Consider the following 22273-nt stretch of genomic DNA (forward strand, 5'->3'; position numbering starts at 1 on the left):
CGGTCCTTGAAACCGCGAGCGGAGGATGGAATGCCAGCCGTACAAGAGACGGTCGAGCGCGTGAAGCGCATCGACGTCGATCAATATCGTTATGGGTTTGAGACCCTGATCGAGTCCGACAAGGCCCCCAAGGGTTTGTCGGAAGATACCGTCAAGTTCATCTCCGAGAAGAAGAACGAGCCCGCCTGGATGCTCCAGTGGCGGCTCGAAGCCTATCGGCGCTGGCTGACCATGACCGAGCCGACCTGGGCGCGTGTCGATTATCCCAAGATCGACTTCCAGGACCTCTATTACTACGCGGCCCCGAAGCCGAAGAAGACGATCTCCTCGCTCGACGAGATCGATCCTGAAATCCTGAAGACCTACGAGAAGCTCGGCATCCCCTTGCGGGAAGTCGCCATGCTCGAAGGCGTGGAACCCAAGCCCGGCGAGGAAGACCCCGCGCGCCGCAAGATCGCGGTCGATGCTGTCTTCGATTCGGTCTCGGTTGCGACCACGTTCAAGGCGGAGCTGAAGAAGGCCGGCGTGATCTTCATGCCAATCTCGGAGGCGATCCGCGAGCACCCTGAATTGGTGCAGAAATATCTGGGCTCGGTCGTGCCGACCTCGGACAATTTCTACGCGACGCTGAACTCGGCGGTGTTCTCCGACGGCTCGTTCGTCTACGTGCCGCCCGGCGTGCGCTGCCCGATGGAGCTGTCGACCTATTTCCGCATCAACGAGCGCAACACCGGCCAGTTCGAGCGCACGCTCATCATCGCCGACAAGGGCTCGTACGTCTCCTATCTCGAAGGCTGCACGGCGCCGCAGCGCGACGAGAACCAGCTCCACGCCGCCGTGGTCGAGCTCGTCGCCCATGACGACGCCGAGATCAAATATTCGACGGTGCAGAACTGGTATCCCGGCAATTCGGAAGGCAAGGGCGGCATCTACAATTTCGTCACCAAGCGTGGCGACTGCCGCGGCAACAATTCCAAGATCTCCTGGACCCAGGTCGAGACCGGATCGGCCATCACCTGGAAGTACCCGAGCTGCATCCTGCGCGGTGACAATTCGCGCGGCGAGTTCTACTCGATCGCGATCTCGAACGGCTTCCAGCAGGTCGACAGCGGCACCAAGATGATCCATCTCGGCAAGAACACGTCGAGCCGCATCATCTCCAAGGGCATCGCCGCCGGCAGGTCGCAGAACACCTATCGTGGTCTTGTGACGGCTCATCGGAAAGCGACCGGCGCGCGCAACTTCACCGCCTGCGACTCCCTGCTGATCGGCGACAAATGCGGCGCGCACACCGTGCCGTACATCGAAGCCAAGAACTCCTCTGCGACGTTCGAGCACGAGGCGACGACCTCGAAGATCTCCGAGGACGTGCTGTTCTACTGCATCCAGCGCGGTCTCTCGCAGGAAGAGGCGGTCGGCCTCGTCGTCAACGGCTTCGTCAAGGACGTGCTGCAGCAGCTCCCGATGGAGTTCGCGGTGGAAGCGCAGAAGCTGATCTCGATCTCGCTGGAAGGGTCGGTCGGCTAGCTCGGACCTCATCCGGGGAGGCTGCGCAAGCGGCCGCCTCGAAGGATGGATACCGGAAAGATTGGTGGCCTCATTCCTTCGAGACGCGCTTTCGGCGCTCCTCAGGATGAGGAGATAGATGGAAAACAAAATGGCTTTGCTTGAAGTGAAAGACCTCAAGGTTCGTGTCGAGGAGCGCGAGATCCTCCACGGGCTGACGCTGACCGTGAACGAGGGCGAGATCCACGCGATCATGGGGCCGAACGGCTCCGGCAAGTCGACGCTCTCGCACGTCATCGCCGGCAAGCCCGGCTACGAGGTCACCGACGGACAGATCCTGTTCAAGGGCGAAGATCTGCTGGAGATGGCGCCCGAGGAGCGCGCCGCCAAGGGCGTGTTCCTGGCGTTCCAGTATCCGGTCGAGATTCCCGGCGTCACCACCATGAATTTCCTCCGCACCGCGCTCAACGCGCAGCGCAAGGCGCGCGGCGAGAGCGAATTGATGGTGCCGGATTTCCTGAAGAAGGTTCGCGAGGTCTCGAAGTCGCTGAACATTCCGCAGGACATGCTCAAGCGCGGCGTCAATGTCGGTTTCTCCGGCGGCGAGAAGAAGCGCAACGAGGTGCTGCAGATGGCGCTGTTCGAGCCGAGCCTGTGCATCCTCGACGAGATGGATTCGGGCCTCGACATCGACGCGCTGCGCATTGCGGCCGACGGCGTCAACGCGCTGCATTCGCCGAAGCGCGCGATGGTCGTGATCACCCATTATCAGCGGCTGCTGAATTACATCGTGCCCGATGTCGTGCACGTGATGTCCAGGGGCCGTGTCGTGAAGAGCGGCGGCAAGGAATTGGCGCTGGAGCTGGAGGCGTCCGGATACGCCCAGTTCGAGGATGCCGCGTAAGGAATTTTGCGATGAACGTTGCTGTGGCAAAGACCGGAAAGGGCCGCGCGGTGAGCGATCTCTTCACCAGCGCCGAAGGCCGGCTGCCGGGTTCGCCCGCGATCACCGCCGTGCGCCGCGAGGCATTCGAGACCTATGAGCGTCTCGGCCTGCCGCACCGCCGGATCGAGGAATGGAAATACACCGATCTGCGTGCGCTGGTCGGCGAGGTTCTGCCGCTGTCAGCCGCGCCCGATGCGGCCGCGCTGAAGCGTGCCGCGGATGCGGTGAAGGCGCATGCGATCGACGGCGCCCGCAAGCTGGTGCTGGTCGACGGCGTGTTCGCGGCTGAGCTCTCCGACGTGAAGGCACTTGCCGCCGAGGCGGGCTTCAGGACGTTGCGGGAGACGCTGGAAAAGGATGCCGGTCTGCTGAAGACCGCGTCGACTGACGCCGTGATCGCGCTGAACGCGGCGATGGCGACCGATGGCGTCCTGCTGTCGATTGCCGACGGCGCCAGGCTGTCCGCGCCGATCCAGATCGTCCACATCGCGACCGCCGCGTCGGCCTCGGCGTTCACCCGCTCGCAGATCGCGATCGGGAAGGGCGCTCGCGCCACCATCGTTGAGACTTTCGTCGCGGCGGGTGCCAAGGCCTACCAGGTCAACGATGCCGTCCTTGTCACGGTCGGCGACGATTCCGATGTCGCGCACATCCGCCTGATGGATGATGCGCCTGATGCGGTGAATGTCTCGTCGCACTTCGTCACCATCGGCGCCAATGTGAAGTTCAACTTTTTCAACATGACGACCGGCGCCGCGGTCAGCCGCCTTCAGGGCTTCATCACGCTGGCGGGCGAGGGCAGCGAGCTCTCCGCCAATGGCGTGAACCTGTTGCAGAAGACCGAGCATGGCGACACCACGCTGGTGGTAGACCACGCCGTGCCGAACTGCGTCAGCCGCGAGATCTTCCGCGCCGTGATCGACGACCGCGCGCATTCGGTGTTCCAGGGCCGCATCATCGTCCGTCCCGACGCGCAGAAGACCGACGGCAAGATGATGATCCGCGCGCTGCTGCTCTCGGACGAAGCCGAGGCCGACAACAAGCCTGAGCTCGAGATTTTTGCCGACGACGTCTCCTGTGGCCACGGCGCCACCGCCGGCGCACTCGACGACAGCCTCTTGTTCTATCTGAAGGCGCGCGGCCTGCCGGAGAAGCAGGCCCAGGCGCTGCTGATCCAGGCTTTCGTCGGCGAGGCGATCGAGCAGATCGCCGATGACGGCTTGCGCGAGCATGTGATCGGCATCGCCGAGCGCTGGCTGGAGCGGCGCCAATGAGCACGCATCCCGCGGTCAAGAACGGAACTTACGACGTCGCACGCGTGCGCCAGGACTTTCCGGCGCTCGCCATGCAGGTCTACGGCAAGAACCTGGTCTATCTCGACAACGCCGCCTCGGCGCAGAAGCCCAGCGCCGTGCTCGACCGCATGACGCAGGCCTACACCAGCGAATACGCCAACGTGCATCGCGGCCTGCACTACCTCGCCAACGCCGCGACGGAAGCCTATGAGGGCGGCCGCACCAAGGTCGCGCAGTTCATCAACGCGCCTCGCACGGAAGAAGTGATCTTCACCCGCAACGCGACGGAGGCGATCAACCTGGTCGCCTCGTCCTGGGGCGGGCCGAACATCGGGGAAGGCGACGAGATCGTCATCTCGATCATGGAGCACCATTCCAACATCGTGCCCTGGCATTTCCTGAGGGAGCGTCAGGGTGCCGTGATCAAATGGGCGCCGGTCGACGACGAGGGCAATTTCCTCGTCGACGAGTTCGAGAAGCTGCTGACCGCGAAGACCAAGCTGGTCGCGATCACGCAGATGTCGAACGCGCTCGGCACCATCGTGCCCATCAAGGACGTCGTGAAGATCGCGCATGCGCGCGGCATTCCCGTGCTGGTCGACGGCAGTCAGGGCGCGGTGCATCTGCCCGTCGACGTCCAGGACCTCGGCTGCGACTTCTACGTCTTCACCGGCCACAAGGTTTATGGCCCGACAGGCATCGGCGTGCTCTGGGCCAAGTACGACCATCTCGTCGCGATGCGTCCCTTCAACGGCGGCGGCGAGATGATCCGCGAGGTCTCGCGCGACTTCATCAGCTATGGCGATCCCCCGCACAAGTTCGAGGCCGGCACGCCCGCGATCGTCGAGGCCGTCGGCCTTGGCGCCGCCATCGACTACGTCAATTCGGTCGGCAAGGAGCGCATCGCCGCCCACGAGCACGATCTCACCACCTACGCGCAGGATCGGCTTCGCGAGATCAACTCGCTGCGGCTGATCGGCACGGCGCGGGGCAAGGGCCCGGTGATCTCTTTCGAGCTCAAGGGCGCGCACGCCCACGACGTCGCCACCGTGATCGACCGCCAGGGCATCGCAGTGCGCGCCGGCACCCATTGCGTGATGCCTCTTTTAGAGCGGTTCAACGTCACGGCCACCTGCCGGGCCTCGTTCGGCATGTATAATACGCGGGAAGAAGTCGATCATCTGGCACAGGCGCTTCTGAAGGCGCGGGATTTGTTCGCATGAGTGACACGGCCGAAATCAAAGCTAGTCCGATGGAAACTCAGTCGGCGCTGCCGCCGGAGGAGACCGAGCGGCTGACCACCGAGATCATCGCGGGTCTCAAGACCGTGTTCGACCCGGAAATCCCGGCCGACATCTACGAGCTCGGCCTGATCTACAAGGTCGAGATCAAGGATGACCGCTCCGTCGACGTCCAGATGACCCTGACGACGCCGAACTGTCCGGCCGCCGGCGAGCTGCCGACCATGGTCGAGAACGCGGTTGCCAGCGTGCCAGGCGTCGGCGTGGTCGACGTCAAGGTCGTCTGGGAGCCGCCGTGGTCGCCCGAGCGCATGAGCGACGAGGCGCGCCTCGTGCTCAACATGTGGTGACGGTTTCTGCTCGCATTGAATTCGCTCCGCAACGGACCACATACATAACATGACACAGGCAACACCAGCTTCGACACCCAAGCCCCGGCGGCCCCGCCCGCAGGTGATGCGGCTGACGGACGCTGCTGCCCAGCGCATCTCCGAGCTGACCCAGCGCGCCGATTCCGAAATCGTCGGCCTGCGCGTCGGCGTGAAGAACGGCGGCTGCGCCGGCCAATCCTACACGGTCGAATACGCCCATGACGTCCGCCCGACCGACGAGGTCGTCGAGGACAAGGGCGTCAAGATCCTGGTCGACCCCAAGGCCGTGCTGTTCCTGCTCGGCACCGAGATGGACTACAAGGCCGACAAGATGCAGGCCCAGTTCGTCTTCAACAATCCCAACCAGATCTCCGCCTGCGGCTGCGGCGAGTCGGTCGAGCTGCGGCCGGCCAAGATCGACGGGTAGCCCGGCTCGCCGAGCCCTCCGCTGTCGTCCCCGCGAACGCGGGGACCCATACCGCGTGATCTATCGGTGTCGGGCGGTGTTCGTACCGACACTGGCATGACGAACAGTCTTCGCTAAACTTCTCCCTGTGGTTATGGGTCCCCGCGCCAGTGCGCAATTGCGCACAAGGCGGGGACGACATCTGGGAGAGCGTTGGGCCATGGACCGCGAATTCCTGATCGACCTGTTTTCCGATTTCGGCCCCGTCACCATCCGCAAGATGTTCTCCGGCCACGGCATTTCCGTCGACGGCGTCAACTTCGCACTTGCCTTGCGCGCCGGTCTGTTCTTCCGCGCCGACGAGGTGACCATTCCGGACTTCGAAGCCGAGGGCTCAAGGCCGTTCCAATATTCGACCCGCGCCAAGACCGTGACGGTCAACTCCTATTGGGAGCTGCCGGCGCGCCTGTTCGACGATTCCGAGGACTTGGTGCAATGGGCGAGGGCGGCACTCGCCGCCGCGCAGCGCGCCAAGGTGAAGAAGCGGCCGAAGAAGGGCGCCGCGAGAAAAGGCGCGCCGAAGAAGTCTCTGGCCAAGAAGGTAGCTAAAAAGACCGCCAAGAAAACGGTGCGGAGGGTAGGCAAAGCGAAGCGGGACCACCGCTCGAAATAATCACGACGAGATGGTGGGCAGCGCGCTTTGCGCCTTTGCCGACCGTACGAGACCTCAATCCGCGGCCTTGGTCAGGCCGACCCTCATATCCTTGGCCGTGAACACGCAGACGCCATCTGCGAGCACGCGGCCGTCGGCAATGCCGAGCACCAGCTTGCCGCGACGGACCATGCGCATCGCGACCTCGTAGCGCACTTGCCGGGCGTTTGGTGTGATCTCGCCGGTGCATTCCACCTCGCCGACGCCGATGGCGCGGCCCTTGCCGGGTGAGCCCGACCAGCCGAGCCAGTAGCCGACCATCTGCCACATGGCGTCGAGCCCAAGGGTAGGCGGCATCATCGCGTCACCGCGGTAGTGGCAATCGAAGAACCAGTGGTGAGGCGTGATATCGACCTCGCCGACGATATGACCTTTGCCGAACGTGCCGCCGTCCATGCTGATCTCGGTGATGCGATCCATCATCAGCATCGGCGGCGCGGGCAATTGCGCGTTTCCGAGGCCGAAATAGCCGCCTTCGCTCGATCGCAGTAGCTCGTCTCTGGTGTAGGACGATTGTGGCGCGTGGAAATCGAGGGGGTTGGACAAGACGACAAGTCCTCAATGCTCAGGCGGCCGGGAGGATGTTGCTTGCCGCCGAACAATGTCAAGCGGGGCGGTGCCGCAGGGTGGGCAAAGGCGCGTAGCGCCGTCTCCAGGGTCTTTCCATGATCGAAACAGGTGGTGGGCAGGCTTCGCTTCGTTCACCCTGCGGCAGCTCGCGGAAGCCTACGCCACCCGGCTGTGCGTCTCGACCGCGTATTCCGGATCGGCTTCGCAAATCACGCGGTTGCGGCCGTTGCGCTTTGCGGCGTAGAGGCAGGCATCCGCACGCTCGATCAGCGCGTCGGTGTCGTCGCCCTGCTTGAGCATGGAGACGCCGACGGAGATGGTGACGCGGCCGAGGATCTCGCCGGTGGACTTCTTCTTCAATTCCTTCGCCATCACCGCGCGGCGAATGTGGTCGGCCACCGTAAGGGCCTGACGCAGCGCGGTGTTGGGCAGCACGACCGCGAACTCTTCGCCGCCATAGCGTGCGGTGATGTCCTGGCCCTTGATGGTCTGCTTCAGCGAAAGGCCGACGAGACGCAGCACCTGGTCGCCGGTCAGATGGCCGTAGGAATCGTTGAACGACTTGAAGTGATCGATGTCGAACAGCAGCAGCGACAGCGGCTCACCCGATGCGAGTGCGTTCTGCACGGCCATGCCGATCATGCGGTCGAAATATTTGCGGTTGCCAAGTCCCGTGAGCGGGTCGGTCAGGCTCTCGGCGCGGATCGCCTCCAGGCTCTGCTGGAGATTGCTGATCTCGTTCTTCGACAACGTCAGCCGGTCTTCCAGCGCCTTATTGGTCTCACGCATCTCGCTGGTCGAACGCAGCAGCGCTTCGACGATCGACCTGATCTGCTCGCGACTCCTGGCCGACGAGAGTTTTTCGGTGGCGCCCGACAGGCTGGCATCGTAGGAGCCGGTCATGCCGAGTGCATCGCCCAGGACCTTCATCACGTCGTCGATCTCGCCGATGACGCGCGCGCCGACCTTGTCGATACGGTCGGTGGTCTTGATGTGGGAGAGATAGGTCTCGTAGATCTGCTCGAGATCGGCTTCAGTCAGCTTGCCGCTGCGCGCCAGCGTCTCGTTGACGATCTTGTTGAGCGGTGCGTTGTAGCCGGTGGCGTAGACGTACCAGATCTCGTAATTGCGGGGAATTGCCGTCTGTCGCAGCGATCGGATCTGGCCGAGCGCCACTTCGGCGAACGCCAACGTGCGTTCGTGTTCGTCGAGAACCTTGACCACGGAACATACCCCACGGCGGTCGGGGCGCAATCGACCGCAGCAATGCTTAAATTATGTTCGTAGGCTAACGGACGATCGTGAACGCCCCGTAAATATACGTCCACGAATGAATCTAGAAACTTGTAGGGCGGGTTTGCTCAACCGAAACCTGGAGCGCGTCGCGCTTCAGGCCCCGGCGGGAGAGCGGACCGGCCGCAGCAGAAACGCCGGCAGATGCGAGTGATCGCCCGGCTCGCTGTCGGCCTCGCGTTGGCGGCGGGGCTCGGGACGGCCGATCGACGGTACATGCGACGGATTGGCTTGCTGGCGGGCGTCGTGTCGCGGCTCCGTCCTGCGCTTGTCGCTCGGGCGATGCCTTGCTTCAGCGGGCTGTCGTGCCTCCGAAGGACTCCTGGCTTCGGGGGCATGTCCGGCCTCGGAAGCAGGTCTTGCTTCGGAAGCATGTCTTGCCTCACCCAGCGCCTCGCGCGGCTCGTGGCCGCGCTCACGGTCGCGGCCGCGCTGCGGCTTGCCGCGCCCACCGCGTGAACGTTCGCGGCCACGCGACTCGCGTGGACGTTCGGTCGCATCGGAGGCTTCGGCGTGGACTTCAAAATCGCCCTCGGCGAGCGGAATGCTCTGTCCGATCAGCTTCTCGATCGCTGCCATCGACTTCTGGTCGAGCCGCGTCACGATCGAGATCGCGGTGCCGGTGCGGCCGGCGCGGCCAGTGCGGCCGATGCGGTGAACGTAATCGTCCGCGTGATGGGGAACGTCGAAATTGTAGACGTGGCTGACCTCGGGAATGTCGAGGCCGCGGGCGGCGACGTCGGAGGCGACGAGCAACGGCAGCTCGCCCTTGCGGAATTGCTCGAGTGCGGCCGTGCGAGCCGACTGGTCCATGTCGCCGTGCAGGGCTCCGACGCTGAACCCGTGCTTCTGAAGCGATTTGTGAACGATCGCCACTTCACGCTTGCGATTGCAGAAGATGATCGCGTTCTTGAGATCCTTGGCTTCGCGCAGCAGGCGGCGCAGCAGCTCGCGCTTCTCGTGCGCCTCGCGCCCGGCGGGCACCTGGACCTGCGTGACGGTCACCGCGGTGGTCGCGGGCTTGGACACTTCGACCTTCTGCGGATTGTGCAGGAAGGTCTCGGTGATGCGCCGGATTTCCGGCGGCATGGTCGCGGTGAAGAACAGGGTCTGGCGCGTGAACGGGACGAGCTTGCAGACGCGCTCGATGTCGGGAATGAAGCCCATGTCCAGCATGCGGTCGGCTTCGTCGATGACGAGCAGCTCGACGCCGGTGAGCAGCAGGCCGCCGCGCTCGGTGTGGTCGAGCAGGCGGCCGGGGGTTGCGATCAGCACGTCCACACCGCGCGTCAGCTTGGCATCCTGGTCGCCGAAGGAGACGCCGCCGATCAGGAGCGCGACGTTGAGCTTCTGGCCGGCACCGTAACGGTCGAAGTTTTCCTTGACCTGGGCCGCGAGCTCGCGAGTCGGCTCGAGGATCAGAGTGCGCGGCATGCGGGCCCGGGCGCGCCCCTTCTCGAGGATGGTGAGCATCGGCAGCACGAAGGCCGCGGTCTTGCCGGTGCCGGTCTGGGCGATGCCGAGCACGTCCTTGCGTGCGAGGACGTGGGGGATCGCCTGTTCCTGAATGGGGGTGGGGGTGGTGTAACCGGTGGCCGCCACTGCGGCGAGGACTTTTTCGGACAGTCCGAGATTTGAAAAGGACATTGAGCCTCTGGTCGAAACCGCCGTTCGGAATCGAGGGTGATTAAGGCTGTCGCGTTCCACCCCGAAACGGCGCGCTCTCAAAGAAGCTGGGGGTGCTGACTCACGCGGACAAAGCGCGACGCTCAGGAATCGCTCTTCGATCTGAGCCGCGTCGCCTCGGAACATAGGCGGGAATCGGCCAAAGTCAATGGAGCGGGCGCGGGAAGACCCTAAAAAACCTGAGGTTTTTACCAAATAGCGGGCGCGACTAGGGTTTTTCCGCCGAGCCGCGCGCTCCGGCCGGGGCCGCCAAAACGGCGGCTAACGTCCATCCGAGCCCTGGGCCCGGAAGTCGCCGGGGGCCATGCCGTAGGCGGCGTTGAAGACCCGGTAATAGGTCGCCAGGCTCTCGAAGCCGCAGGCGGCCGCGATGTCGGCGATCAGCCGCTGGGGCGACTCGCGCATCAGGCGGCGGCTTTGTTTCAGGCGTTCGTCCGTCACGGTCTGCGAGAAGCTCTTCTCCGCGGTCTCGAACAGCATGTGCAGGTGGCGCACGGACACGCCGAGCTTATCAGCCACCATCGCCGGCGCCAGACCGGGGTCTTGCAGGTGGTACGCGATCAGGCGCCGGGCCTGCGACAGCCGGGCAGTCCGCAGCGCGGCCTGTCCGCGCCGGCCGCCGGGCCGCACGATGCCGCGCTCGATGAGGGCGAGATGGGCGAGGGCTTGGACGAGGGACGTCGCGTCGAGAACGACGTCGTCAGCGGCCTCATTGAGATCTGCAAAGCAGGCACCGAGCAGGGGCGCAAGGGTCGGATCGCCGAACGTCCGGGGCGAAAGCTCGCGCATGCGTCTGTCCTGCACCGGGATGCTGCTGAGCGGGATCTTCAGGACGCGCAGGTGGAAGCCGCCGGCGCCCGAGGGCGCGGTGCGATAGGGCAGGTCGGTATGGCTGGTGGCGAAGCTGCCATTGGCGATCGCGAAGTCGTTTCCGCGCATGCCGCCGAACCAGCCGCCGCTGCCGAGCTGCTGGTAGACGCAGATGGCGTCGCCCGGTGCGTCGGCGATGTCGGACGCGCTGCGCTCCACGGTGTAAGGTGAGGCCTTCAGCTCGACGAGGCCGGCGCCGCCGAGCTGGCGTAGCGAGAATTCGCCGGAGAAGTCCGCGCGCCGTTCGCGCTCGAGTTCGGCGGTGACGCCGAACAACCCCTTGGAGCGCACCTCGCGCCAATAGTCGAAGCGATCATTCGGCTCGACCTCGTCGGTACACCAGCGATACACGGCAGCCCCCGCTTGCAGGCAATTGCCCTAGAAAGAGCAGATTCCGCGGGAATCTGCCATAGCCAGATCAATGAACCGGAGCCCCGACCCTTGAACCCCCGTTACGCCTGGGCCGACTATCACACAGCGGCAGGGGCTCAAATGCTGCTGTTCCAAGGATGCGGCCTGCGGCCGTTCTGCAACGGGAATCTTGCGATGACACGTCGGCTTTTCGGAATTCTGGCGGCCCTTGGCCTCGTGGCGGGCCTGAGCGGCTTCGCCGCTCCCGCTCATGCCGAGAAGCGTGTCGCGCTCGTCGTCGGCAACAACGACTACAGGAACGTCCCGAAGCTGCTCAAGGCGGTCAACGACGCCCGCACCATGGGCGACACGCTGAAGCAGCTCGGCTTCTCGGTGATGGTCGCCGAGAACCAGAGCCGGCAGCAATTCTCCGAGACGCTGCTCGCCTTCGACAAGGCGATCGAGCCCGGCGACACCGCGTTCTTCTTCTACGCCGGCCACGGCTTCGAGATCGCGGGCCAGAACTATTTGCTGCCCACCGACGTGCCGGCCGCGACCGAAGGGCAGGAGGAACTGGTGCGCGACGCCTCCATCCTGGCCGACCGCATCGTCGAGCGCCTTCAGAACAAGAAGGCGCGAACGTCGATCCTGGTGTTCGATGCCTGCCGCAACAATCCTTTCGAGCGCAAGGGCACCCGCGCCGTCGCCGGAGGCGGCGGGCTTGCGCCGATGACACAACTGCCCGAAGGCGTGTTCTCGGTGTTCTCGGCCGGTCCCCGCCAGACCGCGCTCGATCGCCTCTCCAACGACGACGCCAATCCCAACTCGGTGTTCACGCGCACCTTCGCCAAGGAGCTGCTCAAGCCCGGCGAGAACCTCGTGCAGGTGGCGCAGCGCACCCGCCGGGCCGTCAGCGAGATGGCCGACACCGTGAAGCACAGGCAGGTGCCCGTCTATTTCGACCAGATGGTCGACGACGTGTTCCTCAGCGGCCTCGCCAAGGACGCCGTCGTGCGTTCCGACGATCCGCCGCCCACGAAGCTCGCCGCGCTGCCGCCGGTGTCGGTGCCGCAACTGCCGAGGGAGGAGGCCACCAACGCGCCGATCGCGAGCTTCTCGCGGCACAATGGCGGCTGGAGCGTGGTGTTCTCCTTCGCCGACCCCGCGCTCGGCATTTCCTGGCGCATGGCCGGCAAGGGCGATTTCCGCGAGACCGGCTTCATCGACACGCTCGATCCGCGCACGCGCAAGCGGATGCCCAACCCGTCGATCGAATTGCCGCCGGATGCACAGGCCGGCACCATCGAGGTCCGCTATGTCGACCAGTCCGGCGATATGCAGGGCCCGTTCCCCATCCGGTTCGATCCCGAGGCCGCGCTGATCCGCGACCAGCGCAAGATCCTCGACATGACCGCGACGAGCTGGCTGTCGTTCCGCGAGTTCAACGGCCTGCTCGTCTACTACACGCATCTCGTGTCCTATCGCTGCGCCATCCGCGAGGTGCGCATCGGCATCGACAGCGCCGTGCCCAACCAGGTTCTGAAGATGCCGCCTTGCGACATGCGCGATCCCAGCGCGGTCAGCGCCGGCATGCCGCTCTACATGAAGCTCGCTCCAAGCACGCAGTCCGTCTCGGTGGAGCTGACCTATCGCGACGGCAGCGTGTCCGAGATCAAGAGTTTTCGCAGCGCGAACCGGAGTAACAATTGAGGCTCAGCAACCTCGTCGCCAGCGGTGTGCAGCGCCCCTGATAAGTGGACTGGCCGAGCCATAGTCGGGGGCTCTCCCGAGCCAAGTTGCATGGAATACAACCATAAGTTATGTTGGGTTGTTTCTATTAATGGAGTTTTCCTCATGCCAGATATTAAGCTTGGCTACCGCGTTCGCCTTCGATCCGGCGGGCCCCTCATGACCGTTCACGCGATCAGCGGTGAAAACATCGATTGTCAGTGGTTCACCCTTAAGGGCGAGCTGCGCTCTTCGACATTTCCGAGCTACATGCTCACCGTCATTGAAGGGGCCGCTGCCGATGCCGGCTAGCTCGGTTTCGTAGCTACCCATCGTCTCTCTCCCGACGCGTCCACGTCGGGAGTTTTGCTGTCCGCGAACCGCCAAGCGGACTCACGTCAGACTTTCAATCAATGATCTACTCTTCCAGATCGCCGCGGGCGCACGGGGGCCATGAAAGATGGCCTGGTTGCACTCTTTGACGGGATCCCCTGGTGCTCTCGTCTACCGTTGAGAGGTGGTCTCGGAGCAATTGTCGGCGACCCTCGTATTCCATTTCCTATTCATATCGGGATGACCCTTCAAGGCGGCACTGCTCTGAGAGGAGTGACAACTTCCCTTGGAGCGAACCAAGGGATGCGACGCGCCTGATAGGCAGCTTGCGCGCTTATCAAATGCCCCCTCGCGAAGCCCAGAGGGAAGCAGGCATCTATTCGCCGCAGGATCAGGAACAACCCCTCGGTATCTTGGATTGTCGATTGTCCACCAAACCAGGGAGACGATCCATGTTCCGCAAGTCCATCCTCGTGGCTTTCGCCTGCGCTGCGCTTTCGACGACCGCTTATGCTCAGGGAGGTGGCGGTGCCGGTGGTGGAGGCAGCGGCGGTGCAGGTGGCGGCGGTGCGGGTGCCGGTGCCGGCGCCGCAGCCGGAACAGGTACCGGAGGCGCGGGATCTGCGGCTAGCTCGGGGGCCGGAATGGGCACCTCATCCAGCAGCGCCAGTTCGGGGCCGTCAGCCCCTTCGGGGATGGGGACGCGTGCCACGACCACAGGCGCCAACGTCAACACCAACAGGAGCCAGAGCAATCCGAACGTTCAGCCGCCGACTGCGAACGGCACGTCGCCGTCAGCGGCGCAAGCCGCGCGGAACGCTGGCGCCGGCCATGCGCCCAATGGATTGCCGATCGGCAGCCCGGGCACCGGGACCAGCAATGAAGATCAGAAATAGTCCAGTTCCCATTCAGGAGGGTCCGCGCCAAGCGGGCCTACCACCTTTAACGTTCCCTCTGATGCCCTTCCGGGTCGTATCTCCTGATAACAATAGGGGGTGCGGCTTAATTCCGGGATGGGGCGGCCGGCGTGACCCGAGCTGCCGGCAGCGTTCGAAGTCCCGCATCCGAATTCGGAGCCGGTCACCTGGAATCGGCGTTACATTGACCGCCACATCTTGATCGACACTCGGATCGTGGCTGCAATGACATTCGACCAGCAATCGAATCGGACGAAAAAGGTCCGCTGCTGCATCGTCGGCGGCGGGCCGGCCGGCATGATGCTCGGTTATCTCCTGGGGCGGGCGGGCATCGAGGTCGTGGTGCTGGAGAAGCATGCGGATTTCTTCCGCGATTTCCGCGGCGATACCGTGCATCCCTCGACGCTTCAAGTCATGGACGAGCTCGGCCTGATCGATGGCTTCCTGAAGCTGCCGCATCAGCGCCTGCAGAAAATGGACGGTCTGTTCGGCGGCACGCCGGTGCGCATCGCCGATCTCAGCCGGCTCCATACAAGATACCCTTTCATCGCATTCATGCCGCAATGGGACTTCCTGAATTTCCTGCGCGAGGCCGGCCGGCGCTTTGCCTCGCTCGAGGTGATGATGAGCACGGAGGCGGTCGATCTGATCCGCCGCGGCGAGGCGATCGCCGGCGTGCGAGCGAAAACGCCTGACGGCCTCATCGACATCGAAGCCGATCTCACCATCGCCTGCGACGGCCGGCACTCGACGGTGCGCGAGCGCGCGGGCCTCGCCGTCGAGGAGATCGGCGCGCCGATGGACGTGCTCTGGTTCCGCGCCGGCCGCAAACCCGACGAGACCGAAAACGTGTTCGCGCGCGTCGAGCCCGGCAAGATGATGATCACCTTCGACCGCGGCGACTATTGGCAATGCGCCTACGTCATCGCCAAGGGACAGTTTGATGCGGTGAAGGCGAGGAGACTATCGGCTCTGCTCGACGACGTCGTGCGCATGGCGCCGATCCTGAAGGGCGGCATCGCCGAGGTGAAGAGCTTTGACGACGTCAAGCTGCTGACCGTCGCAATCAACCGCCTGGCGCGCTGGACGCGGCCGGGCCTGCTCTGCATCGGCGACGCCGCGCATGCGATGTCGCCGATCGGCGGCGTCGGCGTCAATCTCGCGGTGCAGGATGCGGTCGCGACCGCCAACCTGCTGGCCGACAAGATGCAGCACGGCTGTCCGTCCGAGAACGATCTCGATGCGATCAGGCGGCGCCGCGAGTTCCCTGTAAAGGTGACGCAGCGGATGCAGGTGATCGTGCAGAACAAGATCATCAGCGGCGCGTTGCAGTTGGGCGACCGGCCGCTCAAAGTACCGCTGGTCGTTCGCCTCATCACCGCGCTGCCATGGCTCCAGGGCATCCCGGCGCGCCTGCTGGCGCTCGGCGTGCGGCCCGAGCACGTGCATTCGAAGGCCGCACCGACTTCGTAGCGCGGGGACGGCAGGGATAATTTCGCGTTAAATCGCGCGTGCGGCGTTGCCTGCGCGCAACAGCGCTCACGGATTTGCAGGCCGACGCGGGCCCTGCGCTGCGTTAACTTTGTTGATTCCAATTTTAGTAACACCCGTCTGTGACCTTGCGCCCATCAAAGGACACGGGGTTGTACCATGCGTAACAAATTGATCGCCGCCTTCGCCTGCACGACCGCTCTGGTTTCGGCGGGTGCGGCTTCCGCCGCCGATCTCGGCGCGCGCTACACCAAGGCGCCGGCCTATGCCGAGCCGCTGTTCAACTGGACCGGATTCTATGTCGGCGGCCACATCGGTGGCGCCTGGACCAACGAGCAGTTCATCAACAACGGCAACAGTGGCGGCTTCGGCGATCTCTCTCCGGGAGAAGGTTTCCGTCAGCGCAGTTCGGGCATCATGGGCGGCGCCCAGATCGGCTACAACTGGCAGGCCAACAATTACGTGTTCGGCATGGAAGGCACGATCTCCGGCCTCGATAACAAGGGCACATTCACCAACACCGTGTTCGGCGCCGGTGACGACGTGTTCTCCTGGCGTGCCAACGTGCTTGCGACCGTGGTCGGCCGTGCCGGCTTCGCCGTGCAGAACAACCTCTTCTACATCAAGGGCGGCTATGCCGGCGTGAACAACCGTCTCTCGGTCAGTGACACCGTCGGCGCCGCAGGCTCGGGCGGTCAGACCCACTGGGCCAACGGCTGGACGGTCGGCGCTGGCTGGGAATACGGCGTCACCCGCAACTGGATCGTGGGCCTCGAGTACAATTACGCGGCTTTCGGCAGCCAGACTTATCAGCTTGGCGGCACCACGACCAACTACACGTTCGACGCCAAGCCGCGCGATATCCAGTGGGCGGTCGTGCGCGCGAGCTACAAGTTCGACGCACCGACCATCGCCCGCTACTGAGCACGTCGAACGCAACGCGACCAACGATCAAAAAAAGAACGGCCAAATTCAAAAGCCCCGGCTTCGACCGGGGCTTCTTTTTGCCTTGTGCAGGCCGGCCTCAGGCCATCACCGAGAAGCCGCCATCGACGGGGATCGCGGTGCCCGTGACGAAGTTCGAGGCGGGCGAGGCGAGGAACACGGCGATGCCGGCGAAATCGTCGATGTCGCCCCAGCGCCCCGCAGGCGTGCGCGCCAGCACCCGCTCGTGCAATCCCGAGACCTGCTGCCGCGCGCCGCGGGTGAGGTCGGTATCGATCCAGCCCGGCAGGATCGCGTTGACCTGGATGTTGTCGGGCGCCCAGGCATTGGCGCAGGCGCGCGTGTACTGCACGATGCCGCCCTTGCTCGCCGCATAGGCCGTGGCGAAGCTCGCTCCGAAGATCGACATCATCGAGCCGATGTTGATCACCTTGCCGTTGCCGGACGCCTTCAGGTGCGGATAGGCTAGCTTCGAGCACAGGAAGGCGCTGGTGAGGTTGGTGTTGATCACCTTGTTCCACTCGTCGAGCTCGAGCTCGTGCGGCGGCTTGCGGATGCTCATGCCGGCGTTGTTGACGAGAATGTCGATGCGGCCGAGATCCGTTACCACGCGCGCAATCATGGTTTCGATCGCTGCCCTGTCCGTAACGTCGGTCGCAACCGCGATCGCCTTGACGCCGCGCTGCCTGAGATCCTCGACTGCCGCTTTAGACTTGGCCTCGTTGCGTCCGACCACGGCGATGTCGGCGCCGGCATCGGCGAGACCGCGCGCCATGCCGAGCCCGATGCCGCCATTGCCTCCCGTCACGACCGCGACCTTGCCGCGGAGATCGAACCGGCTGGATGTCATGCTTGTATTCCCTGGTTTCTTCTATTGGTTGCTCTGCCAGATCAGCACCAGCCCGAAGCCGGCCATGGCGGCGCCGTAGCCGGCCCATTGCAGCTGGTTGACCATGAAGCTCGATCGCGGCCAGGGAACGGTGCCCGTGCCCTGTCCGATCCAGAGCAGCCCGACGGCGAGGGCAAACAGGCCTGCTACAAGCAGAAATCTGCGCATGCATTCCTCCCCATCGATCTGCTTCCATCGCGACGCGCGGCATCAACGATGGCCGTGGTCTCGAAAGCTTGGGGCGCACAGTAGCCGCAGCTCTGGTTCGGTTACAATGCCGGCGCCGGCAGAAGCCCGTCGCAGGCGAATCCCGGCGGATGTCGCGATGCGCGGGCAGGGCGATCGACGATATTGTGCGAGGTTCACCGCCGAGGACGGTCGTTGGAGGCGAGCATCGGCTGCCGACAGACCCACAACGAAAAAGCCCCGGACGATGCCGGGGCTTTGACGTTTGATCGTGAGATCAGATCAGTACTTCGCGACGACCGGACCGGTCCAGTTGAAGCGGTAGACCAGCGAGGTCGAGATCGTCTGGTTCCAGCTGTTGGCGCGGACGCTGTTGATGGTTGGGACGTCGGTGCCATCGAACCGAATGGCCTCGGTCTTGGTATCGTAGAAGGCCGAACGATACTCAGTCTTCATGAACCAGCCGGGCGAGGTGATGCCGAAGATGTTCAGGCTGTTCTCGACGCCGCCGCCGATGAACCAGCCGTGACGATCGTAGCCATTGAGGTGAACACCGGCCGGGGTACCGCCGAGCGTCGTGAAGTTGGTGCGGCCGAAGTGAGCGCCGGAGTAACCGCCGTTGACGTAGGAGAGAACGTTCGGAGCGACCAGCCAGCCGAGGCGGACGCCCGCGGCCCAGGAGGTTTCCAGCTTCTGGTTACCGGTGATGTCGAAGGTCGGATCCTGGATGGTGGAACGGATGCTGCCGAACTGAGCGTCGCCAAACACACCGGCGACCCAGGTGCCGCTGAACTGCCAGTCGTAACCAGCGCCGACCGTACCAAACCAGCCGGAACCGCCCTGGCGCTGCGTGATCGTCAACGGCGTGCCGGTGGCCGTATCCACAATGCTCTGGTCGGCATTCGAGAGGCCACCGCCACCACCGCCGAAGACGTAGAAGCCGGTCCAGTTGGCGACGGGCGCCGGCATCGGAGCCTTCACGTAGGGACGGGCGCCAAGGTCGGCAGCCGAGGCCGAACCGGTCATCGCCGCAACGGCGGTCAGAGCGAGCAAAGTCTTCTTCATGTCAAAATCCCCAACCTTGGTCTGTCGTAGCAGGCGCGAGCGCACTGAAGTTCGTTTCATCTGATGCCCGGACTATAGACGGTTCTCGCCGAAATGCTGTTGCCGGCTAGGCACAGTCGCCGGAAAACGCCGCTGAGCGGGCGTCCGAGGGGCAGCTCCCGAAATTAGAAAGAATCATGCAAAATCAGTAGCTTGTGTGAATTTCGAAGTTTCGGGTCCGGGTAAGGTTTCGTTAGGAGATCGAGCCTTGTCCGAAATGGCGGCAGTCCCGCCTCAGCCTCAGCGCCGTGAGTCGTTGGCCGAGTCGCGTTCGCGGAGCCGGGAATCGCTCAAGGCCGTGCGGACCATCGGCAGGCCTTATCGATAAACAGGCGGGGTCCCCACAAATAAAAAGAGCCCCGGCTCCCGCCGAGGCTCCCGAACGGAGTAGACGGCCCCGAGGGCTCTACACGTCCAGCAATTCCTCGCTGGCAAACTCGGCCTTGTCCGAGATGAAGGCGAAGCGTGCCTCGGCCTTGGTGCCCATGAGGCGCTCCACCGAATCGGCCGTGGTGTCGCGATCGTCGGCAAGCAGGACCACCTTGAGCAGCGTGCGCTTGCGCGGGTCCATCGTGGTTTCCTTGAGCTGCGCCGGCATCATCTCGCCGAGGCCTTTGAAGCGGTTCACCTCGACCTTGGCGTTGGCGTTGAACTCGCTCTTGAGCAGCGCCTCCTTGTGCTTGTCGTCGCGCGCATAGACCGATTTGGAGCCGTGGGTCAGCTTGTAGAGCGGGGGCACCGCGAGGAAGAGGTGGCCCTCGTCGATCAGCCGCGGCATCTGCCGGTAGAAGAAGGTGATCAGGAGCGAGGCGATGTGGGCGCCGTCGACGTCTGCGTCGGTCATGATGATGATGCGCTGATAGCGCAGATCCTCTTCGCGGTAATGCAGGAGCTGGCCGCAGCCGATCGCCTGCACGAGGTCGGAGAGCTGGGCATTGGCCGTCAGCTTGTCCTTGCCGGCGGACGCCACGTTGAGGATTTTTCCGCGCAGCGGCAGCACGGCCTGGGTCTTGCGGTCACGCGCCTGCTTGGCGCTGCCGCCGGCCGAGTCACCCTCGACGATGAACAGCTCCGAGCCGTCGGTGCCGGCGTCGGTGCAGTCGGCGAGCTTGCCGGGCAGGCGCAGCTTCTTTCCGGCCGTCTTGCGCGCGGTCTCCTTCTCCTGGCGGCGGCGCAACCGCTCCTCGGCGCGGTCGAGCACGAAGTCGAGCAGCCTGTTGGCCATGTTCGGATTGCCCGACAGCCAATGGTCGAACGGATCCTTGATCGCCTGCTCGACGATGCGCTGCGCTTCGGCGGTCGCAAGCCGATCCTTGGTCTGGCCCTGGAATTCGGGCTCGCGCACGAACACCGAGAGCATCACGGCCGCGCCCACCATCACGTCTTCGGAGGTGATGGAGGCTGCGCGCTTGCCCTGGCCGACGCGCTCGGCGTGATCCTTCAGGCCACGCAGAAGCGCGCTGCGCAGGCCGGATTCGTGCGTGCCGCCATCCGGCGTCGGCACTGTGTTGGTGTAGGAGGAGAGGAAGCCGTCCGCATCCGCGGTCCACGCCACCGCCCATTCGCAGGCGCCGTGCGCACCGTTGCGGCCAGACTTGCCGGAGAAGATGTCGGGATGCACCAGCGTGTCGGCGTGGATCGCAGCCGCCAGATAGTCCTTGAGGCCGCCCGGGAAGTGGAACGTCGCTTCGGCCGGTACATCCTCGATGCCCTTGAGCAGGTCGGGCGCGCAGTTCCAGCGGATCTCGACGCCGCCGAACAGATACGCCTTCGAGCGCGTCATCTTGAACAGGCGCTGCGGCTTGAACGCGGCCTTGGCGCCGAAGATGTCGGTGTCGGGCTTGAAGCGCACGCGCGTGCCGCGGCGGTTGTTGACCTTGCCGAGATCCTCGAGCTTGCCCTTGGGATGGCCGCGCTCGAAGATCATGCGGTGCAGCTTCTGGCCGCGCGCGACCTCGACCTCGAGACGCGAGGAGAGGGCATTCACCACGGAGATGCCGACGCCGTGCAGACCGCCTGATGTCTCGTAGACCTTGGAGTCGAACTTGCCGCCCGAATGCAGCGTGCACATGATGACTTCGAGCGCCGACTTCTTCGGGAATTTCGGATGAGGATCGATCGGGATGCCGCGGCCGTTGTCGGTGACGGTGAGGAACCCGTCTGCACTGAGCTCGACTCCGATGAACGTCGCGTGTCCGGCCAGCGCCTCGTCCATCGAGTTGTCGATGACTTCGGCGAACAGATGATGCAACGCCTTCTCATCGGTGCCGCCGATATACATGCCCGGCCGGCGTCGCACCGGTTCCAGGCCTTCGAGCACCTCGATGTCGGCCGCGGTGTAGTCAGCTTCCCCGCCGCCCGCGCGCGGCGCCGCCTTGGCGGCGCGGGGTTTCGGCTCGTCGCCGCCGAAAAAGTCGTCTTTTGCTTTGGGCTTCAACTGCTTGGACATATATCTTGATGCGCTTTGAGGGCCGCTTGGGCGGCGAATCGATGAGGCCGACTATGCCACTTCTGACTTGGAAAGGTTATCGCAGGGCGGGCCGGGCGGTGTCGTTGGGGGCCAATCCCGGCGATTTTACGCCGCACCCCCTCCAAATTCCCGGCAAATTGACCTGCCGGTCTGCGTGAGGCGGGCTTTGTGACTTGATGTCACACAAGTCCTTGGCTTACCAGTCTTTTTCATCGCAGCACCTTGAGACGGGGCGGGAAGGCTATTTTTGATGGAGCAGTTTGCGCACGCCTTGGCCGAATTCGTGCGCGTTCACCAGGCCTGGGCGGCTCCGATCGTGTTCCTGCTCGCTTTCGGAGAATCGCTCGCCTTCATCTCGCTGCTGTTCCCGGCCTGGGGTGCGTTGGTGGGGATCGGCGCGCTCATCGGGGCGAGCGGCATCAACTTCTATCCGGTCTGGATCGCCGGCGGCCTTGGCGCGGCGCTGGGCGACTGGGTCTCCTACTGGTTCGGCTTCCGCTACAAGGAGAAGGTCGCCGAGATGTGGCCGCTGTCGCGCTATCCGGGACTTCTGCCCAGGGGCGAGGCTTTCGTGCGCAGATGGGGCGTGCCCAGCATCTTCATCGGCCGGTTCTTCGGTCCCTTGCGCGCCTCGGTGCCGCTCGCGGCCGGCATCTTCGAGATGCCCTATTGGAGTTTCCAGGTCGCCAATTTCGTCTCCGCGCTGGTCTGGTCGGCCGTGCTGCTGCTGTTCGGCGACGTGCTCGCCAAGATCATGGAGTGGATCTGGCGGGTGATCTGACGTCCAAACCTTGACGGGAACCGGATCTGGCCTTATAGCCCCGCGCCATGATCAACGCCGCGACCATCCTGTTCGCCCGTCGCCGCCGCCGCAGTCTTGCGGTTTGGGCGGTCGATCGCGTTTGAGATCATCGTCTTTGCCGCTGGATCCGATCCGCGGCATTCTCTCTCCTGTCAGCGCGA

Annotated in this window: 20 protein-coding genes; 12 read left to right on the forward strand and 8 right to left on the reverse strand. The window is 64.2% G+C overall.

The window, feature by feature from the left end; translation table 11 throughout:
- The first annotated feature begins 30 nt into the window (after positions 1–30).
- The 7 genes from sufB to ACFDR6_RS11005 all read left to right on the forward strand — a co-directional run bounded on the left by sufB (position 31) and on the right by ACFDR6_RS11005 (position 6438).
- On the forward strand, positions 31–1527 hold the full coding sequence (sufB, locus tag ACFDR6_RS10975) for a Fe-S cluster assembly protein SufB (protein WP_212085620.1): 1497 nt from the start codon (positions 31–33) through the stop codon (positions 1525–1527).
- Between the two features lie 130 nt (positions 1528–1657).
- Positions 1658–2410 carry a Fe-S cluster assembly ATPase SufC gene (sufC, locus tag ACFDR6_RS10980; RefSeq protein WP_212085618.1) on the forward strand — a complete coding sequence of 251 codons (753 nt, stop codon included), beginning with the start codon at positions 1658–1660 and terminating at the stop codon, positions 2408–2410.
- A gap of 11 nt (positions 2411–2421) precedes the next feature.
- On the forward strand, positions 2422–3726 hold the full coding sequence (sufD, locus tag ACFDR6_RS10985; protein WP_317239651.1) for a Fe-S cluster assembly protein SufD: 1305 nt from the start codon (positions 2422–2424) through the stop codon (positions 3724–3726).
- Positions 3723–4970 (forward strand): cysteine desulfurase, encoded by a 1248-nt coding sequence (locus ACFDR6_RS10990; protein WP_317239650.1) that lies wholly within the window; start codon positions 3723–3725, stop codon positions 4968–4970. Before sufD ends, ACFDR6_RS10990 begins: the two co-directional genes overlap by 4 nt.
- Complete coding sequence (locus ACFDR6_RS10995; protein ID WP_212085606.1) at positions 4967–5338, forward strand: SUF system Fe-S cluster assembly protein; 372 nt, start codon at positions 4967–4969, stop codon at positions 5336–5338. The genes ACFDR6_RS10990 and ACFDR6_RS10995 overlap by 4 nt, the downstream gene beginning before the upstream one ends.
- Before the next feature lie 49 nt (positions 5339–5387).
- Positions 5388–5786, forward strand: a complete 399-nt coding sequence (locus tag ACFDR6_RS11000) for a HesB/IscA family protein (RefSeq protein ID WP_195798296.1) — start codon at positions 5388–5390, stop codon at positions 5784–5786.
- Between the two features lie 199 nt (positions 5787–5985).
- Complete coding sequence (locus ACFDR6_RS11005; RefSeq protein ID WP_317239649.1) at positions 5986–6438, forward strand: TfoX/Sxy family protein; 453 nt, start codon at positions 5986–5988, stop codon at positions 6436–6438.
- A 54-nt stretch (positions 6439–6492) separates the two neighbouring features.
- On the opposite strand, the gene fabA is transcribed toward ACFDR6_RS11005, so the two are convergent.
- The 4 genes from fabA to ACFDR6_RS11025 form a co-directional block, all read right to left on the reverse strand.
- The gene (gene fabA / locus ACFDR6_RS11010) at positions 6493–7023 is read right to left on the reverse strand and encodes a bifunctional 3-hydroxydecanoyl-ACP dehydratase/trans-2-decenoyl-ACP isomerase (protein WP_375858261.1); all 531 of its coding nucleotides are present in this window, start codon (positions 7021–7023) and stop codon (positions 6493–6495) included.
- Between the two features lie 180 nt (positions 7024–7203).
- Positions 7204–8271 carry a GGDEF domain-containing protein gene (locus ACFDR6_RS11015; protein ID WP_375858262.1) on the reverse strand — a complete coding sequence of 356 codons (1068 nt, stop codon included), beginning with the start codon at positions 8269–8271 and terminating at the stop codon, positions 7204–7206.
- Positions 8272–8436: 165 nt separating this feature from the next.
- Complete coding sequence (locus ACFDR6_RS11020) at positions 8437–9987, reverse strand: DEAD/DEAH box helicase (protein ID WP_375858263.1); 1551 nt, start codon at positions 9985–9987, stop codon at positions 8437–8439.
- 300 nt (positions 9988–10287) lie between these two features.
- Positions 10288–11247: a helix-turn-helix transcriptional regulator gene (locus ACFDR6_RS11025; protein WP_375858264.1), complete on the reverse strand. Its 960-nt coding sequence runs from the start codon at positions 11245–11247 to the stop codon at positions 10288–10290.
- Between the two features lie 195 nt (positions 11248–11442).
- Between ACFDR6_RS11025 and ACFDR6_RS11030 the strand changes: the two genes are divergently transcribed.
- The 4 genes from ACFDR6_RS11030 (at position 11443) to ACFDR6_RS11045 (ending at position 16640) form a co-directional block, all read left to right on the forward strand.
- Positions 11443–12957: a caspase family protein gene (locus tag ACFDR6_RS11030; RefSeq protein WP_212085594.1), complete on the forward strand. Its 1515-nt coding sequence runs from the start codon at positions 11443–11445 to the stop codon at positions 12955–12957.
- 144 nt (positions 12958–13101) lie between these two features.
- Positions 13102–13287, forward strand: a complete 186-nt coding sequence (locus ACFDR6_RS11035) for a DUF2158 domain-containing protein (protein WP_212085591.1) — start codon at positions 13102–13104, stop codon at positions 13285–13287.
- 1163 nt (positions 13288–14450) lie between these two features.
- Positions 14451–15698 carry an FAD-dependent oxidoreductase gene (locus tag ACFDR6_RS11040; RefSeq protein ID WP_375858561.1) on the forward strand — a complete coding sequence of 416 codons (1248 nt, stop codon included), beginning with the start codon at positions 14451–14453 and terminating at the stop codon, positions 15696–15698.
- Between the two features lie 177 nt (positions 15699–15875).
- Positions 15876–16640, forward strand: coding sequence for an outer membrane protein (locus ACFDR6_RS11045; protein WP_212085589.1), 765 nt, complete (start codon positions 15876–15878; stop codon positions 16638–16640).
- Between the two features lie 100 nt (positions 16641–16740).
- Here the strand turns inward: ACFDR6_RS11045 and ACFDR6_RS11050 are convergent, their stop codons facing one another.
- From ACFDR6_RS11050 to parE, 4 genes are all read right to left on the reverse strand, one after another.
- On the reverse strand, positions 16741–17511 hold the full coding sequence (locus ACFDR6_RS11050) for an SDR family NAD(P)-dependent oxidoreductase (RefSeq protein ID WP_317239642.1): 771 nt from the start codon (positions 17509–17511) through the stop codon (positions 16741–16743).
- A gap of 21 nt (positions 17512–17532) precedes the next feature.
- The gene (locus ACFDR6_RS11055) at positions 17533–17718 is read right to left on the reverse strand and encodes a hypothetical protein (protein WP_027557870.1); all 186 of its coding nucleotides are present in this window, start codon (positions 17716–17718) and stop codon (positions 17533–17535) included.
- A gap of 300 nt (positions 17719–18018) precedes the next feature.
- Complete coding sequence (locus ACFDR6_RS11060) at positions 18019–18801, reverse strand: outer membrane protein (RefSeq protein WP_212085585.1); 783 nt, start codon at positions 18799–18801, stop codon at positions 18019–18021.
- Positions 18802–19246: 445 nt separating this feature from the next.
- Positions 19247–21289, reverse strand: coding sequence for a DNA topoisomerase IV subunit B (gene parE / locus ACFDR6_RS11065; protein ID WP_375858265.1), 2043 nt, complete (start codon positions 21287–21289; stop codon positions 19247–19249).
- Positions 21290–21560: 271 nt separating this feature from the next.
- On the opposite strand from parE, the gene ACFDR6_RS11070 reads away from it, so the two are divergent.
- Positions 21561–22091, forward strand: a complete 531-nt coding sequence (locus ACFDR6_RS11070) for a DedA family protein (protein WP_375858266.1) — start codon at positions 21561–21563, stop codon at positions 22089–22091.
- Positions 22092–22273: the final 182 nt, after the last annotated feature.

The organism is Bradyrhizobium tunisiense, assembly GCF_042263385.1.
In the GTDB taxonomy this organism is placed as follows: Bacteria; Pseudomonadota; Alphaproteobacteria; order Rhizobiales; family Xanthobacteraceae; genus Bradyrhizobium; species Bradyrhizobium tunisiense.